Raw genomic sequence first — 16,056 nt, forward strand, 5'->3', positions numbered from 1 at the left:
CAAAATGGCAGAGATTAACAACGAATTTATTCAACAACTCAAAAAATCTATCGGTGCCAAATATGTTTTCACCGATGTTGAGACGCTGGAGGCATACAACTTCGATGGTACCGAATACCGCTACCTGCCCGATGTCGTGGTCGAGCCAGAGAAGACCGAGCAGATTTCGGAGCTGATGAAATTGGCATCGGCTTATCGAGTGCCGGTGGTGCCGAGAGGGGCAGCGACGGGATTGAGTGGCGGTGCGCTGGCCATTCAAGGGGGAGTTGTGCTTTCGCTGCTGAGAATGGATAAGATTTTGGAGATCGATGAAGTCAATATGATTGCGGTGGTGCAGCCTGGAGTGATCAATCTGCATCTGCATGAGGCGGTGGAAGCCAGGGGGCTGTATTACCCGCCTGATCCTGCCAGCTACGAAACCTCTTCCATCGGCGGGAATATCGCTGAGGATGCTGGGGGGCCGCATTGCTACAAGTATGGCACGACGCGCGATTATGTGCTGGGATTGAAAGTGGTTTTGCCCGATGGGACAATTTTAAATACTGGCGTGAAAACTCGCAAGGGCGTGGTCGGCTATGATTTGACCAATTTAATCATCGGCTCGGAGGGAACACTGGCAATTGTAACCGAAGCGACGTTGCGGCTGATTCCGTTGCCTGCCAAAATTGTATCATTACTTGCATTTTTCCCTGATACCAATTCGTTGGTTCACAGCCTCTCTGGTATGACTAAAAATCGCATCGTGCCAGCCGCGCTGGAATTTTTGGATCCCGCCTGCGTGAGCCTCATCCGTGGAAAAATCGGGATCAATCTGCCGCAGGAAAGTTCTTCGCTGCTCATCATCGATCTGGACGGCGAGCCCGAGGAACTGGATCGCCAGATGGAGATCGTTGGGGAGGGCTGTCTCGCTGCTGGAGCGCTGGATGTGCTGATTGCAGAAGGCTCGGAGCGAAGAAAAGGTCTCTGGGATGTGCGACGCAAGCTGCGGGATTTGATCAAAGAGGGCAATCAATTCAAGCGAGCCGAAGATGTGACCGTTCCGATCAGCAAAATTCCAGAGCTAATTGCAGCATGTGAGCAGATCTCGAAAAAATTTGGTTTCGATAACTACAATTTCGGTCATTTGGGCGATGGGAATGTGCATGTGAATTTGACACATCGAATGAAAACCGATCAAATCATTCGACTGGGTGAAAGAGCCGCAGAGGAGATTTTCAAGATTGTGCTTCAAAATGGCGGGACCATTTCGGGCGAGCATGGGATCGGTATTACCAAGCAGCCATTTTTGGGACTGGAATTGTCGCCGCGGTCCATTCAACTGCAGCGGGAGATCAAGCGGGTATTCGATCCACTGAATATCTTAAATCCCGGGAAAATATTTCCGCTCAACGGCACCGTTTGAACAACCCTTTCAAAAGTTCATGAGCTTTGAAAGGGTTGTGATGGCGTCATCTCAAACTAAAATTTATCCCCCCGAGCAGAGAAAAATAATCCTGATCCTTTAAAAACGTCCACCGCGCTTGAACATACGGATAGACAGGGGGCTTTCGCCGGCCCCCGAATTCGAGCCCAACCACCACATTGCCACCCAAATCGGTCTGGTTGTTCAAACTCAGATATTGCACAGCCAACCCACCGCCAAAATAAAAAGGACCAACAGGTCGTGGTTTAAACACCAAATCACCATCGAATTGCCAACGATTCGTCTCATTGCCAGTGAAATAATAATCCGCACTGGGGATAAATTCCCAGAACATGCCGAGCGGTAGCCAGAAATGAGCGCCAGCTAAGTATTGGTCATTGGCAAAATCACGACCAATGCGAAAGCCAATGGCTGGAGCTGAGTGAACCATGCCAGGTCTTTTCCCCCAGCGCGGACGTCCACGATGTTGAGCTGAAAGGCTAGAGACAATGAGCATCAGGATTGAAAGGGCCATTGCCAACATGAGTACCGATTTTCGGTTCATTTTTTTTACCTCCGATGAAGTTAATTTCATAACTGGATGTTTCGCCATTATTCATACAAATGCTATTCCAAGGATTGCGACTCGCTGTTCTAAAACGCGATTTTCATTCCCGAGCCCGCTGCTTTTCGAAAGCATCCCATTACGTTCAATATTTTGATTAGTGCAGCACCGAAATATCTATATATGGTATGATTGATATTGCCATTAGCTCGGAACCTTCTTATTATTTTACTGTCGGCTGGATCTAACTACTAACATAAAATATGCTGAAAACGGATTTCTGACCGAGAGCGGGCAATCGGCTGTACGAATACGTTCACTTATAAAATATTTTTGCTGAAAATTCTGCTTGTCTCATTGAAAAACTTATAGTATATTCAATAGCCCTAAAGGAAAAAATCTATCCATAGCGCTTGAGCAGTTTTTCATCAAACCAAGAAAATCGTTTTGTTGAGAGGATATCATGCTCGATAAAAAAATCGTCAAAGGGCTACAAAAGATATTCAGAAAAGAAGATATTTTGACCCAAGAAAAGGATCTGGTTTTCTACCAATATGATGCATCGTTGGATCGGGGGATGCCAGACGCAGTGGTATTTCCTCGCTCGACCGACCAGATCGTAGCCCTGGTAAAGTTTGCCAGACAACATCGCATTCCATTGATCCCGCGTGGTTCAGGCAGCAATTTGAGCGGAGGTTCAATCGCCATTTGGGGTGGAATTATCGTTCAGTTTTCCCATATGAATCGGATACTGGAGATCGATCTGGATAACCGCTGCGCTGCGGTGGAGCCAGGAGTTTATAATCTTGACCTTCAGAACGCCTTGGCTCCATATAAATTTTATTTTGCGCCCGATCCGGCAAGTCAGCGAGTGGCAACAATTGGCGGTAATGTGGCTGAAAACGCTGGTGGGCCTCACTGTATCAAATACGGGGTGACAGTCAATCACATTTTAGGGCTCGAAATCGTTACTGCTGAAGGCGAGCTATTGCAAATTGGAGGAAAATCAGAGCAATATCCTGGCTATGATTTGCTGAGCCTGGTGATCGGCTCTGAGGGAACGTTAGGAATTGTTACCAAGGTCATTGTGAAAATTTTGCCATTGCCGGAAGCAGTGAAAACCATGTTAGCGATCTTCAATAGTATGGAACAAGCCGCTAATGCTGTTTCTGAGATTATCGCTCGCGGCATCATCCCTGCGACGTTGGAGATGATGGACAAGCCGATCATTCAAACGGTAGAAGCGGCGCACCATCTTGGTTATCCGATGGATGCAGAGGCGGTGTTACTGGTTGAATTGGACGGGCCATTTGCGGGCATGGAAAGCCAGGCGGAACAAATTAAACAGATCTGCCTAAAGAATGGGGCTGATAAAATCGAATCCGCCGAGACAAGCGATCAGCGCGACGCGCTATGGAAAGGGAGAAGATTATCGTTCGGGTCGCTCACCATGTTGCAGCCTTCTGTGATGATTGCAGATGGAACAGTGCCGCGCAGCAAGGTACCAGCCGTGCTGAAACGGGTGATGGAGATCTGCGATCATCATCAGCTAAAAGTGGGCAATGTATTTCATGCTGGGGATGGAAATCTGCATCCGTTCATTCTATTCGACGACCGTAATCCGATAGACAAAGACAAGGTGAAACAGGCTTGTGACGAAATTTTGGCCGTTTGCATCGAACATGGTGGAACCATCAGCGGAGAACATGGTATTGGACTTGAAAAGAAATCGGCGATGAAAATGCTGTTCACTAATGATGAAATCGCAGCGATGAAGCGAATCAAACAGGTTTTTGATCCCGAAACGATCTTCAATCCGAACAAAATATTTCCTGTAACAGAGGCGGATAGCCTTTGAATCGAACCACAATCGGCAGATTTGGCATCTGACGGGGCCGGGACTGGGTTGACCCGTTCTGCCACTTTCGCTGCTGAATTCGATCGTTTAACAAATTCTTATTAAATGCGAGAAGGAACCAACCACAAATGATCGAAGAACTCAAACAGCTCTTAGGGGAAGAAAACATATACGACGCGCAACCGCATCGGCAATTATATGGTGTTGCTGGTCAGCTACCTGAATTGGTGCTCTTCCCCTCCAATAACGAACAGGTCTCAACAGTGCTCAAGTTAGCCAACCGAGCCCATAAAAAAGTCATGGTATGTGGCAAAAACAGCCAGCGCTATTTTGGCGCAACGATCGAACCGTTCGATTGGTGCATTGCGCTGAATCGCATGACTCAGATCATTGAACACGCGGCTGCCGATTTGACCGTCACGGTCGAGGCAGGAATTCAATTGAGCCAGCTTCAAAGCTTCTTGAATCAGCAGCGTCAATTTTTGCCGATCGATCCTTTCGATGCGTCGTTGCGGACTGTGGGCGGAATCGTTGCAACCAATAGCACTGGACCTTTGCGATTGCTTTATGGTGCAATTCGCGATCTGGTATTGGGAATGACTATTATATTGGCCGATGGCACTCTCATTCGAGCGGGCGGAAAAACGGTTAAGAATGTTGCGGGTTATGACTTGAGCAAAATGTTCGTCGGTTCTATGGGAACATTGGGGGTCATCACTTCGATCACCTTTCGGCTCTTCCCTTTGCCCGCGTATAGCCAGACGCTGTGGGTTGAATTCGATCAATTCGATTCGATAGCGAATTTGCTCCGCCAGCTTGCCGCATCGAACCTGGTAATTGGACGTTGCGAATTTTTAAATGCTCGCTTCGTTAAATTATTTAAATTAGACTGGATCCGCTGCCAAACGCCCCAGGGATTATTGATCAATGTCCATGGGCCTATCGAAATGGTCGTGTTAACCATGAGGAGATTGCAGCAACTGGCACATAGTTTCGAGGGGAAAAATTTTGAAACCTGGCAGGGCAAGGAAGATGCACAACTGTGGGATCAAATTGCTTCGCGTTCGTCAGCACAGAGCAAACAAGGATTCAGTTCTCATTTTCAAGTTGCACTCCCGAAATCATCTACTATTCCGATGATTGAAGCTGTTAAGCAATTTGGCAATGAACAAGGGATAAATTTTGGTATCGACGCCCAGGTGGGGAATGGAATGATTCATATTTTCAATGATGAACAAAATGGCTCTCGGCTACGATCACAAATCGAATCGTTGCGGCAAATGGCCTTAGATTATCAGGGAAATTTGGTCGTGGTTAGCCTGATGAATCATTCTGATTTTCCAATAGGTATTGAACCGGATCTGATTTGGGGTTCGCCAAGGCCAGATTTTCGTTTAATGAAACTGATAAAAGCAAAATATGATCCAGCTGGTATTTTCGCTGCGGGTCGATTTATCGGAGGATTATGAGAATGGACAGAACATGGCAAGAAGCTTACGAAGAAGCGATTCGCTGTATCCGTTGCGGCTACTGTCAGCCCACCTGTCCGACGTACGTTGTTACGGGCATTGAGCATTCGGTGGCGCGCGGTCGCAATTTTTTGGCCCGATTGATCTACGAGGGCGAAGTTGCCTTTGACCCGCAATATAAAACCCCGATCTTCGAATGCCTGCTTTGTGGGGCGTGCAATGTCAACTGTGCTCCCGTAGTAAAAACTCAGGATATCATGATGGCGGCCCGTGAGATCTATATTCAACGGCACGGACAACCGCCATTGCAACGGTTTGTATTCCGTGAATTGCTTCCCAACCCAGAACGCATGACCCGTCTCATGAAACTGATCGCTCTGGGGAAGCGCACCGGCATTTCTGGCTTGGCCCAGGCGCTCCGCGTGTTTGGCTGGATCGCAAAAGATTTGGCAAATGCCGAGGCTTTGGTGGCCTCGTTCCCCAAAAAATTTTTCAGAGAACGGCTCTCCGAACTCCCCTCAGTCCGGGCAGATCGAGGGCCGAAAATCGGCTATTTCGTCGGTTGCGGCATCAATTACGCTTTTCCAGATGTGGGAATGGCGACCGTGGAACTACTGATCAAAAACCGTTACGCTGTTGAGGTATTGAACAATCTGTGCTGTGGTCTTCCAGCAGTGGGCTATGGCGATCGGATGGCGGCTAAGGCCATGGCCAAACGCAACGTCGAGATCATCGAACAATCAGGGTGCGATATCATCATCTCTGAATGCGGAAGTTGTTCTTCATTTCTCAGCGAATACGGCAAACTTCTCTCTGAGGAGCCTGACTGGTCAGACCGCGCCAAGCGCGCGTCAAAAAAAATCATGGATGTCAATCTGTTTCTCAGCCAGTTTCCATTGGACTCTGATTTCACCAGTACAGAAGATATGATCGTTACTTATCATGATCCGTGCCATTTGGAACGCTATCAAAAGATTAAGACTCAACCTCGGGATTTGATCCGTCGCATTGCTGGGGTTCACTATGTGGAATTGCCAGAGGCAAATTGGTGTTGTGGCGGAGCCGGCACATACAATCTGAGCCATTATGAAATGTCGATGAAAATTTTGCAAAGAAAAATGAATAATGTCCGCACTACGGAGGCAAATATCCTATTATCCTCATGCCCTGGCTGCCTGGTACAATTGGCCTATGGTGCAAGAAAATTCAAATTGCCTGTTCGCGTCATGCATCTTGTTCAATTGCTAAACCAGACGATTATTCGATAGCTGGTCGGCAGCTTCCCCGAATTTTTTGGTCAACATAACGGCTCATCTTTTGTTTTCAAGATGATCTATCAGAGCTAAGTTTGAACTATTTTCGTCACAAAAATTGTAAAAAATATGCTTGCTTTTTTCAAATTGATTTTATAACTTCAGCCCGAATCAGTTTAAAAAGTAACCAGAAGGAAAATTAGTGAGGTTTATGTAATGGAACTACCAATTTTAAACAAATGGAATTTATCGTTCCTCAAATCAGACGATGAGGAAGAATGGAACGAAGACGACTGGGACAACGAAGAAGATTGGGAAGATGAAGAAGACTGGGAAGATGAAGAGGAATGGGAGGATGAAGACGACTGGGAAGATGAAGAAGAGGATGAGGAAGATTGGGACGATGAAGATGAATGGGACGAAGAAGATGAAGACTGGGACGAGGAAGAAGAGGATTGGGATGACAGCGATTGGGATGTCGATGATGAAAATAATTGGAACTAATCATTCGGCAATTATTGCTTTGCGTGGTTTAAAGGCAATTGAAATATTTGATGTTTGCTAAGTGACTGCACTCTCAGCATGCCAATGTACCTCGTTTCATTTTCGTTCTGATAATCACTTTGAACATATAATGCGTACTCCCATTGGGCGTGGAATCCCAATCGATTTTTCAAAGATGAGCCTAAAATGGTTGTCTTTTGGAAATTATCAATTCACTAAAAATTAGCGCCGTTCGTCTGTTGAACTAAATGCAATTCACGAGATCTCAATCTGAATTGCATTTTTTTTGCTCAACCAGATTGAAAGCTTGGATTAAGCCGTAAACCTGCGTCTTTCAAAATGAGCGATACAATGCAACACAGATGCGATGACAATCTTTGTCTAACCTAACCCTGCAAAATCCCATAATGGAGTGAAGTCTAGATTTCATCTGTTGAGAAATTAGAAGAACGGCAGGAAAATTGTTCAGATTAACAGCCTGAGGCCTGAAATGCGACCGATCTATTTAGACCATAACGCAACGACACCGATTGATCCAGAAGTTGCTGAGGCGATGATCCCGTTTTTGAAGGACCACTTCGGCAATCCCTCCAGTTCGCACTGGTATGGGTTGCAGGCGCGCCAAGCAATCATAACTGCACGACAACAGGTTGCCAATCTGTTAGGGTGCCAGCCTGACGAAATTATCTTTACAAGCGGTGGAACAGAATCCAATAACTTTGCGATCCGCGGTGTGGCTGAGGCCTATCGGCATCGCGGCAACCACATCATCACTTCCCAGATCGAACATCCAGCCGTGATTAATGTGTGCAAGTATTTGGAGCGACAAGGTTACCAGGTCACGTACTTACCAGTAGATCGCTACGGCTGGGTGGATCCCGAGGTAGTGGAGCGGGCAATTCGGCCAGGAACGATCTTAATCACCATCATGCACGCCAATAACGAGGTTGGGACGATTCAGCCGATCCCAGAAATTGGCCAGATCGCACGAGCGCATCAGATCCTGTTTCACAGCGATGCGGCACAATCCGTGGGAAAAATCGCCACAAAGGTGGATGATTTGGGTGTAGATTTGCTCTCGGTGGCGGGTCACAAGTTATACGCGCCCAAGGGGATTGGCGCACTTTATATTCGCCGAGGCGTTAAATTGCAGCCGTTCATTTTGGGTGCCGGCCATGAATCTGGCCGGCGTGCTGGGACAGAGAATGTTTTGGAGATCGTGGGACTGGGCAAAGCTTGTGAAATTGCGGCAAGAGACCTGGAGAAGAATCAGCGCCACTATCGGGCGCTGCGCGATCGATTATGGAACGGATTGCGCCAAGCGCTGCCGGAGATTGTTTTAAATGGCCATCCAGATAGGCGCTTGCCAAATACGCTCAGCGTCTCATTTCCTGGCATCGATGCCAATACTCTATTAGACGAATTGACCGAGGTCGCAGCTTCACCAGGGGCCGCTTGCCACACCGATGTGGCAGAACCCTCTGCAGTTTTAGTCGCCATGAAGGTCCCTTTGGAGAACGCTCTGGGCACAATCCGCTTTTCCACCGGCAGATTGAACGACGAGAATCAGATCGATCGGGCCATTGAATACATCGTCGATGCAGTTCGCCGGTTGCGGCCTGAACGGGAAATGGAAGCCCCTGCAATTTACTCCACCAAAGACATCAAATTAACCCATTTCACCCATGGACTGGGCTGCGCATGCAAGTTAAGGCCCCAAAACCTCGAGCAAATTTTGTCCACTCTGCCAATCAGCGCCAATCCCAATGTCTTGGTGGGCATAAATACTTCGGACGATGCTGCGGTTTATCGGATAACCGATGATCTGGCGATCGTGCAAACTGTGGATTTTTTTACCCCGATCGTGGATGATCCCTATCATTTCGGGGCCATCTCGGCTGCCAATTCGCTGAGCGATATCTATGCCATGGGCGGCCGACCGCTGTTCGCCCTGAATATCGTTGGCTTTCCAGAAAAACGTCTACCGATGGATGTGCTGAGGCAAATTTTGCAGGGCGCTTCCGATAAGGCACGGGAGGCAGGGATCGACATCATTGGCGGACATACTGTGGAAGATTCGGAACCGAAATTTGGTTTGGCCGTAACTGGCTTGATCCATCCGAACAAAATTTTGACCAACGCCTCAGCGCGCGTGAACGATGCGATTGTGCTCACTAAACCGATCGGATTGGGCATCATTACTACTGGTATTAAACGCGGTCTGGTGGACACCGAAACGGCCGAAGAAGCTATTGCATTAATGGAACAGCTCAACCGCGCGCCGGCTGAAACGTTCGAACAATTCGAAATTCATGCCTGTACCGATGTGACTGGTTTTGGATTGATGGGGCATTTGAAGGAGGTTACTACGGCCAGCCATGTTGATGCCATCATTTATGCCTCCCAAATACCAAAAATCGAGCCATGTTTCCAATTAGCCAGTGCTGGAATTGTCCCAGGAGGCACTATTGCCAATCAGGATTTCGTGAAACCCTATGTGAATTGGGACGATCGGATTTCCGAAATTGATAAGCTCATCCTCTGCGATGCACAAACTTCGGGTGGATTGCTGATTTTCCTGCCAGAGCAACAAAAAGAGGCGCTGATTGACGAATTGCATCATCGCGGGATCTCGTCCGCGGCGGTGATCGGAATGATCACTGCTCCAGGGAAGGGTTTGATAGCAGTAAAACCTTAGCTAACGACCTAAGAAATGCTAAAAAACTTTCTCCTATTCGTACAGATCCTCTGTACCAAAACAGGCAAAATATTCGGCTGAGGCAAAGGATTCATCGCGATAATACGAATTTTCAGCGCATACTTAATGATGGCTGGTTGGAACGATTTTTGAATTATCTCAAACGATACGACCGCTGTGGAAATGATGATTATCCTTATTCTCCTCCAATCTGACAACTAACATAAAATGATCAAGATGACGTTTCATCGCATCAACATAATTTTCATTGTAGCAATCGCATTGGGGTTGGCCGGATTTCCATGTCATGCTCAACCATTCAGAACGCTCGATCAGAAATTCAACTTGGTATCGCGCAAATTAGAATTTGCACGAGAGTTACAGGCGAGCTTTGGGACGGCAACAACGCAACAGACCCTAACGATCGCTGAGGCCAAGCTTCAACGGGCCCGTGAATTGATGTTAGCTCGTCGATTTGTTCTGGCGAACCAACGATTAAATGATGCAGAGTTTTCGATCAATGAGGCTTTGATGACTTTGTTGAAAGAGCCAATGCGGTTGCGACGTGAGAACTTGGAACAAAAAATTCAGCTCGCCACTGAAATGATCCATCAATATCCAGATTCGCAGGCCCAACATTGGTTAAACCAAGCGATCGAACAAAGGAAGATGGCCGAACAAGCTTATGATGATCGGGAGTTTCGACAGGCAATTCGACTTTTTCGGAGAGCTGAGTTTCTGGTGCAGAAAGCATTAGAAAGTGCGATGTTGAAGGATCGCTCCAGCGAAGCGCGGGCCGAGGGCGAAGCACGGCTATTAGAGCAACTTCTGGGACAATCTGGCTCAACTCTTGCCTCTCACCCCCAGCCCCAGGTGCAGAAAAATTATCGGCAGATTTTGAAACTAATTGCCCGAGCCCAGCAGGCGCGAGCTCGCGGCGATTTTAATAGGGCCATCGATCTTTATCATCAAGCCACACGATTGCTCCATCGGACGCGCGACCTGGCAATGGGAAAAACTGATCGAACCGCAGACCGCGCTTTCGATGAGCTTACGGCATTGGACGAGCTAATCGAAACCCTTCAAGCTCGGATGATTTCGTTTCAAGATGATGAGCGGATCGAGTTTTTCATGTCGCATCTCGAACAGGTCCATCAAGCTGCTCATCGCGCCATGGAACAGCAAGATTATCAGCGCGTGCTTTTGAACACAGAGCTGGCTCGGGGGCTAATTGAGCAAATACAAACCAAAATGCGCTCAAGCAATGCGGATGAAGAGCAATTGATTCAACAGGAACTCGACGATTTGCAACTCGAGCTCAGCCAATTGCATCAACGCTTGGTCACCAAAGATGTGAATAATCAGGCCAAAGCGCTACTGAATTATTCGCAATCGGCTCGCATTAGCGCTGAAGAGGCGATACGAAAACAGGATCACAGATCTTCGAGATATCATATTTTTATCGCGAAACGCCTCGCAGTAGCAACCGATGAGTTGCTCAGCAACCCGTCGATCGTCCTCTTGCCTTCAGATACAATTCGGAGCAGAATTCAATACATCGAAAAGGATTTAGCTGGGCTTGAATCAAAAATGAAATCTGCAGCCTCCAAAGAAGCTCAATTTTATTTCGAACTAACCCGACAATATCTCAATTTGGCCAGGGAGAACCTAGATCGAAATTACCTTTATGTGAGCCAACAATTGGTCGAACTCAGTGCGATATCCCTGAAACGTTTGAAAGGAAACTAATCCAGCAACCAATTTATGACCTTGCGCGCTGAATATCTTAAATTCAACCGTTGCTCGGGCAATCGAACGCTTGATGTTCAAGTCATCACATGAATTTTCCGAAGAATGAAAAACTTATCCCTTCGATATTCACACGCATTGCCGACGAATTGGCGGTATTATCACACAGTCATAGGACATATCCGTGTTCTTAAATCTTTAACTTTGCTAATTGATTATCATGAAAATTTCATAAAGCTCCGCTGATATTTAGCCGATAAATTCCATCCATAAAGGATGATCTGATTTGGTTAGATTTTCTCTTAAATCGCTCTATCGTAAGGCACCCTATTATCAACCATTACTGACGACTGGGGCCATCTATTTAGTGTTTGTGTATTTGTTGACACTGACGCCGTTCCGATTTTCTGCATTTTACTTTGAGCAATTCATTCAATTCAAACGGGGCTACCAATACGCGCTGATTGGTGGATCGAATTGGTTCGATATAATTTTGAACCTCATGATGCTGATGCCAATGGGCTTGATCCTCGGCTTGGTCTGGCGCGCTTTTGGATTCGGCAAGCGCAAGTCTATACTCCAAGCAATGGGAATCGGATTGCTGGTTAGTTTGAGCATCGAGCTGTCACAATTATTTTTGCCCCGCAGTTTTTCAGGAGTCGATCTGCTGACCAATTGCGTCGGCGCTGCGATTGGCGCATGGTTAGCTTATCCGATTGGGGCCTTCGATTGTCAAACCGTCGTGAAGATCCTGTATGAACGAGGGCGCCAGTTCTACACTCGGATTATTCTGTTCTATGGTGCGCTGGCCCTGATCATCCTAATGTTGCCGAGTTTTCTCAACGGACTGCAGAACTGGGACAGCGAACTTCGCTTGATGCTGGGCAATGAGCCAACGCAAAATCGACAATGGCACGGAACGCTCTATCAGCTTGCCATTTTCGATCGTCGGCTTTATGATCATGAGATCGTACGGCTTGCCACTTTAGGACATTACAAATCAACTCCAATGTCAGTAATCCATGGCTTGATCGCTGAATACCGATTCGATTCATTTCCATTCCCGTCTCAGGGGACACTGCACGATCATCTCGTCATTACCCCACAAAAAAAGACAAAAGTCCAATTAGCCCCAGATGGCGGGGTCATACTGAACGAGAACTCGTTGCTCGGAACGACTCATGCTGCTACCCCGCTGGTGCAAAGATTGAAACGAACCAATCAATTCTCCATCGCCGTTTGGTTATCCACGGCTTCGTTGCAACAATTTGGACCAGCCAGGATCGTCACTTTGTCAAAAAACACCAACCAGCGCAATTTTACTTTGGGACAATCTGGGCCAGGGTTGGTATTCCGAGTTAGAACCCCGTTGACTGGACGGAATGGTTCCAAAGTTGAATTGATGACCCCTCCAATGCTTGAGCCCAACCGGCGACAATTGGTTGTTGCCACGTTTCATCGCGGTGAGATGAAAATTTACGTTAACGGCCAGACAAGTGCGCGAAAGATCTACGATACCAGCCCCTATTTGCCATTACTTGCAGGGTTGAGCCGCGACCGATTCGGTAAGGCAGCTTTCTGTTTCATGCTGTTGTTTCCGCTCGGTTGGCTCGCACGAGGATTAGCGATCTCCCGACGCTGGAAGTGCATTGTTTCCAGTTCAGCCCCGCTGATCATTCTGCTGATTCACTCCGTGATTCAGATCCTCTGCTTTCGCCACAGTTTCGATTATCACCTATTCATCTATTGCGGGTTCATTTCAGGATTGCTCCTCGTCGTCGGCTTCATTTATCAGTTGGTTTTGGTTGAATAGATCGGAGGTGTCAATAGACGGTTTCCCGCAGCTTGGGAATATCCCGCCTGAATTCTATCTCAGTGTAAAAATTACACAGCTAAACTGCTTTCAGTCGTGTCAACTTACCACAAGGATGCTGAAATTCGTTCAATGATAAGTATTGCAACCTCTTGGAAATCCATTGATTGCTGTCATCGAATATTTAATGATTCCATTGGTATGGATGTTGCCAAATGATTGGTCAGTTACAATCGTATTGTTGCGTGACCTTTCTTTTCTCTGAAAGATTAATTGGTCATCGTGCTGCTCGTTAATTAAACCCAATGAACAGAGCAATAGATCATTCGATAGAATTAGGCTCGGAGGTAATGAGATGGCATCAGTTCAAATGAAACAAGTTTTATTTCTAGTGATCATTTTGATCTCCTTTTTGATTTTATTCGGCATTTTGATCTACACCAGCAGCGCTGGCGCCGCGGCCGAAGAGGATGCTGCCCCGGTAAAGCGAAAGATGTTCAATTATGAAAACAGTAGTGTCACCATCAATGCCGATGAAAGCCTGATCGGCGACGTTCTGGTGAGAAACGGGTCGCTGACAGTCGCTGGAGAGCTCCGTGGCCATATTATCGCCATCAATGCCGATGTCTATCTGGAACAAAACTCCCATGTTTATGGACATGTGTTTGTCCATCGCGGTGAAGTGGTCCGAAATGAACCGATGGAAATCACCGGCTGGATTATTCAGATCGGTGATGAGCAATTTAAAGTCATTGAATCTGCTCCTTCAGATTCAGGAGGCCTTCCGCTGACGATTCTGAAAAGCGATACGATGTTAGCTTCGGATGCAACGATTTATGGCGATGTGTTGGTGCTGCGAACTGGAATGACTATTCAAGGCAAAATCGATGGTGATGTGGTTAATTTTTGGGGAAAGACCATTGTTTTGGCGCAAGCGGCCATCGATGGCAATGTGATTTGTTACGGTGGTCAATTGGTGTTGGATAATTCAGCTTTAATTACAGGCCGAGCACTGAGTCTGGGACCTGAGCAAGCGTATACCAAACAGCAAGAAGAAGACAAAATTATTCAGGAGAAGATCGAACGAAAATATCTCAAGCATCACAAGCAAAAAGATTCAGGAATTGTTCGCTTTTGGGGAGATGTGGTGATTGAGCCAGATGAATTCATTCGCGGTGATGTCGTAACCCTTCGGGGCACGGTTCGGGTGAAAGGTGAGGTTGACGGTAGTGTGGTAGCATTATTTGGGAATGTGGAATTAGATAGCACTGCTCAAGTGACGGGAGATGTAGTAAGCGTGGGTGGCAAAATTTACCGCTCTCGGCTGGCCAAAGTGAATGGCGATATGGTACAAACCACCATCACTGGAGTGAAAGTCGATGATGGTGACCAGCACGTATCCGTCGGAATCGGCGGTGTCTCCGTTGGCCCCAAGCGGGGTGATGAATGGGAACGACCGCATGCTGAGCGCAATCGCTATTACACCGATTCGCCGTTCGAATCCGAGCCATTCATGTTTCGCTACAATCGGGTCGAAGGGCTATTTTTAGGACTCAAATTGGAGCGCGATGATTGGCGCGATCGGAACAAAGCCTGGTTTGACCTGTATGGTCATGCTGGTTATGGATTCTCGCGAAAGCGCGCTTGCTATCAAATTGGAGTGGAGCGCAATGTCTTCGGAAAATACGGCCCAGTTGTTGGCGCAGAGGCGCACGATGTGGTTCATTCTGAGGATGAATGGATGATCCCCACCTTTGAAAATTCCTTGGCCGCCCTATTTCTCAGAGAAGATTTCCACGATTATTTTCGCCGTTCCGGCTATTCCGCTTATATCTCGCACGACATTTCTGAATATCTGGTATTGACAGCCGCATATCGCTGGGATCATCATTATAACCTCAAGCGCAAAACCCAATGGTCGATTTTCGGTGGTGATAAAAAATTTCGCGAAAATCCACTGATTGATGAGATCGACTTTCAGAGTGCCGCTGCAACGATCACCTTAGATACGCGGAACGATTACAAGTACCCGGACCAGGGCTGGTTGATCGATGTAACTGGCGAATTTGCTGGTAAGCGGTTCAAGAATTTGGATGTGGATTTCGACCGATTTATCGTTGATCTTCGCCGCTACCAACCGATCACCCATGGCGAGAACCTCGACTTTCGCGTGCGGGCTGGTTCTTCCCGTGGCAAATTGCCCAGTCAGTTGCAGTTCGATCTGGGTGGGCTCTCCACGCTTCGCGGCTATCGTTTCAAAGAGTTTGCTAACGATAGCGCCACTACAACCAACCGGATGCTGCTTGGCAACATCGAATATCGCATCCACGGCCGAAGGAGCCCTTTAAATCAAATATTGGGCTGGAGCGATTTCAGCCTCATTTTATTCGCCGATGCTGGACTGGTTTGGTCGGTTGATGATTCACTCAAAGCCCAACAAGGCTTCGATCATCTCGATTGGGAAGACCTCTATACGGCCATCGGTTTCGGTTTGGGCAACCGAGAAGGAAACGTCCGGCTCGATTTTGCCAAACGAATGGATCGAAAAGGCGAACCGCTGGTGGTGACGTTCCGCATCAATCGGCCTTTTTGATGAATTTTCGAACTAATGCATAGCTTGGTTCGGCAAAAGCGCATCCCATTCACCCGCAGCCCCGACAATGGATCAAATTGGGATGAATCAAGGATGAGAGAATTGTGGATGAGGGCGATCACGAACATCACATCGTAAAAAAAGCAGAGTTG

10 protein-coding genes are annotated in these 16,056 nt (G+C 47.3%); 9 read left to right on the top strand and 1 reads right to left on the bottom strand.

Annotation, left to right across the window (positions count from 1 at the left end; translation table 11 throughout):
• Positions 1-4 precede the first annotated feature (4 nt).
• The gene (locus ONB37_16735) at positions 5-1,402 is read left to right on the top strand and encodes an FAD-binding protein (GenBank protein ID MDZ7401804.1); all 1,398 of its coding nucleotides are present in this window, start codon (positions 5-7) and stop codon (positions 1,400-1,402) included.
• Positions 1,403-1,448: 46 nt separating this feature from the next.
• Here the strand turns inward: ONB37_16735 and ONB37_16740 are convergent, their stop codons facing one another.
• Complete coding sequence (locus tag ONB37_16740; protein ID MDZ7401805.1) at positions 1,449-1,967, bottom strand: hypothetical protein; 519 nt, start codon at positions 1,965-1,967, stop codon at positions 1,449-1,451.
• Positions 1,968-2,430: 463 nt separating this feature from the next.
• On the opposite strand from ONB37_16740, the gene ONB37_16745 reads away from it, so the two are divergent.
• The 8 genes from ONB37_16745 to ONB37_16780 all read left to right on the top strand — a co-directional run bounded on the left by ONB37_16745 (position 2,431) and on the right by ONB37_16780 (position 15,904).
• On the top strand, positions 2,431-3,825 hold the full coding sequence (locus ONB37_16745; protein MDZ7401806.1) for an FAD-binding protein: 1,395 nt from the start codon (positions 2,431-2,433) through the stop codon (positions 3,823-3,825).
• A 128-nt stretch (positions 3,826-3,953) separates the two neighbouring features.
• A complete protein-coding gene (locus tag ONB37_16750) occupies positions 3,954-5,294 on the top strand; it encodes an FAD-binding oxidoreductase (GenBank protein ID MDZ7401807.1) in 1,341 nt (446 codons plus the stop codon).
• A gap of 2 nt (positions 5,295-5,296) precedes the next feature.
• The gene (locus tag ONB37_16755) at positions 5,297-6,562 is read left to right on the top strand and encodes a (Fe-S)-binding protein (protein MDZ7401808.1); all 1,266 of its coding nucleotides are present in this window, start codon (positions 5,297-5,299) and stop codon (positions 6,560-6,562) included.
• Between the two features lie 201 nt (positions 6,563-6,763).
• Positions 6,764-7,051: a hypothetical protein gene (locus ONB37_16760; protein ID MDZ7401809.1), complete on the top strand. Its 288-nt coding sequence runs from the start codon at positions 6,764-6,766 to the stop codon at positions 7,049-7,051.
• A 490-nt stretch (positions 7,052-7,541) separates the two neighbouring features.
• On the top strand, positions 7,542-9,749 hold the full coding sequence (gene selD / locus ONB37_16765; GenBank protein ID MDZ7401810.1) for a selenide, water dikinase SelD: 2,208 nt from the start codon (positions 7,542-7,544) through the stop codon (positions 9,747-9,749).
• Between the two features lie 228 nt (positions 9,750-9,977).
• Entirely contained in the window at positions 9,978-11,498 is a 1,521-nt protein-coding gene (locus tag ONB37_16770) for a hypothetical protein (protein ID MDZ7401811.1), read from the top strand.
• A gap of 286 nt (positions 11,499-11,784) precedes the next feature.
• Positions 11,785-13,311 carry a VanZ family protein gene (locus ONB37_16775; protein ID MDZ7401812.1) on the top strand — a complete coding sequence of 509 codons (1,527 nt, stop codon included), beginning with the start codon at positions 11,785-11,787 and terminating at the stop codon, positions 13,309-13,311.
• Positions 13,312-13,666: 355 nt separating this feature from the next.
• Positions 13,667-15,904: a DUF5686 family protein gene (locus ONB37_16780; protein MDZ7401813.1), complete on the top strand. Its 2,238-nt coding sequence runs from the start codon at positions 13,667-13,669 to the stop codon at positions 15,902-15,904.
• Positions 15,905-16,056 lie beyond the last annotated feature (152 nt).

The organism is candidate division KSB1 bacterium (assembly GCA_034506395.1).
In the GTDB taxonomy this organism is placed as follows: domain Bacteria; phylum Zhuqueibacterota; class Zhuqueibacteria; order Thermofontimicrobiales; family Thermofontimicrobiaceae; genus Thermofontimicrobium.

Coding starts and splice junctions, on each gene's coding strand:
- ONB37_16735 (MDZ7401804.1), top strand. CDS start 5: ATGGCAGAGATTAACAACGAATTTATTCAACAACTCAAAAAATCTATC.
- ONB37_16740 (MDZ7401805.1), bottom strand. CDS start 1,967: ATGAACCGAAAATCGGTACTCATGTTGGCAATGGCCCTTTCAATCCTG.
- ONB37_16745 (MDZ7401806.1), top strand. CDS start 2,431: ATGCTCGATAAAAAAATCGTCAAAGGGCTACAAAAGATATTCAGAAAA.
- ONB37_16750 (MDZ7401807.1), top strand. CDS start 3,954: ATGATCGAAGAACTCAAACAGCTCTTAGGGGAAGAAAACATATACGAC.
- ONB37_16755 (MDZ7401808.1), top strand. CDS start 5,297: ATGGACAGAACATGGCAAGAAGCTTACGAAGAAGCGATTCGCTGTATC.
- ONB37_16760 (MDZ7401809.1), top strand. CDS start 6,764: ATGGAACTACCAATTTTAAACAAATGGAATTTATCGTTCCTCAAATCA.
- selD (MDZ7401810.1), top strand. CDS start 7,542: ATGCGACCGATCTATTTAGACCATAACGCAACGACACCGATTGATCCA.
- ONB37_16770 (MDZ7401811.1), top strand. CDS start 9,978: ATGATCAAGATGACGTTTCATCGCATCAACATAATTTTCATTGTAGCA.
- ONB37_16780 (MDZ7401813.1), top strand. CDS start 13,667: ATGGCATCAGTTCAAATGAAACAAGTTTTATTTCTAGTGATCATTTTG.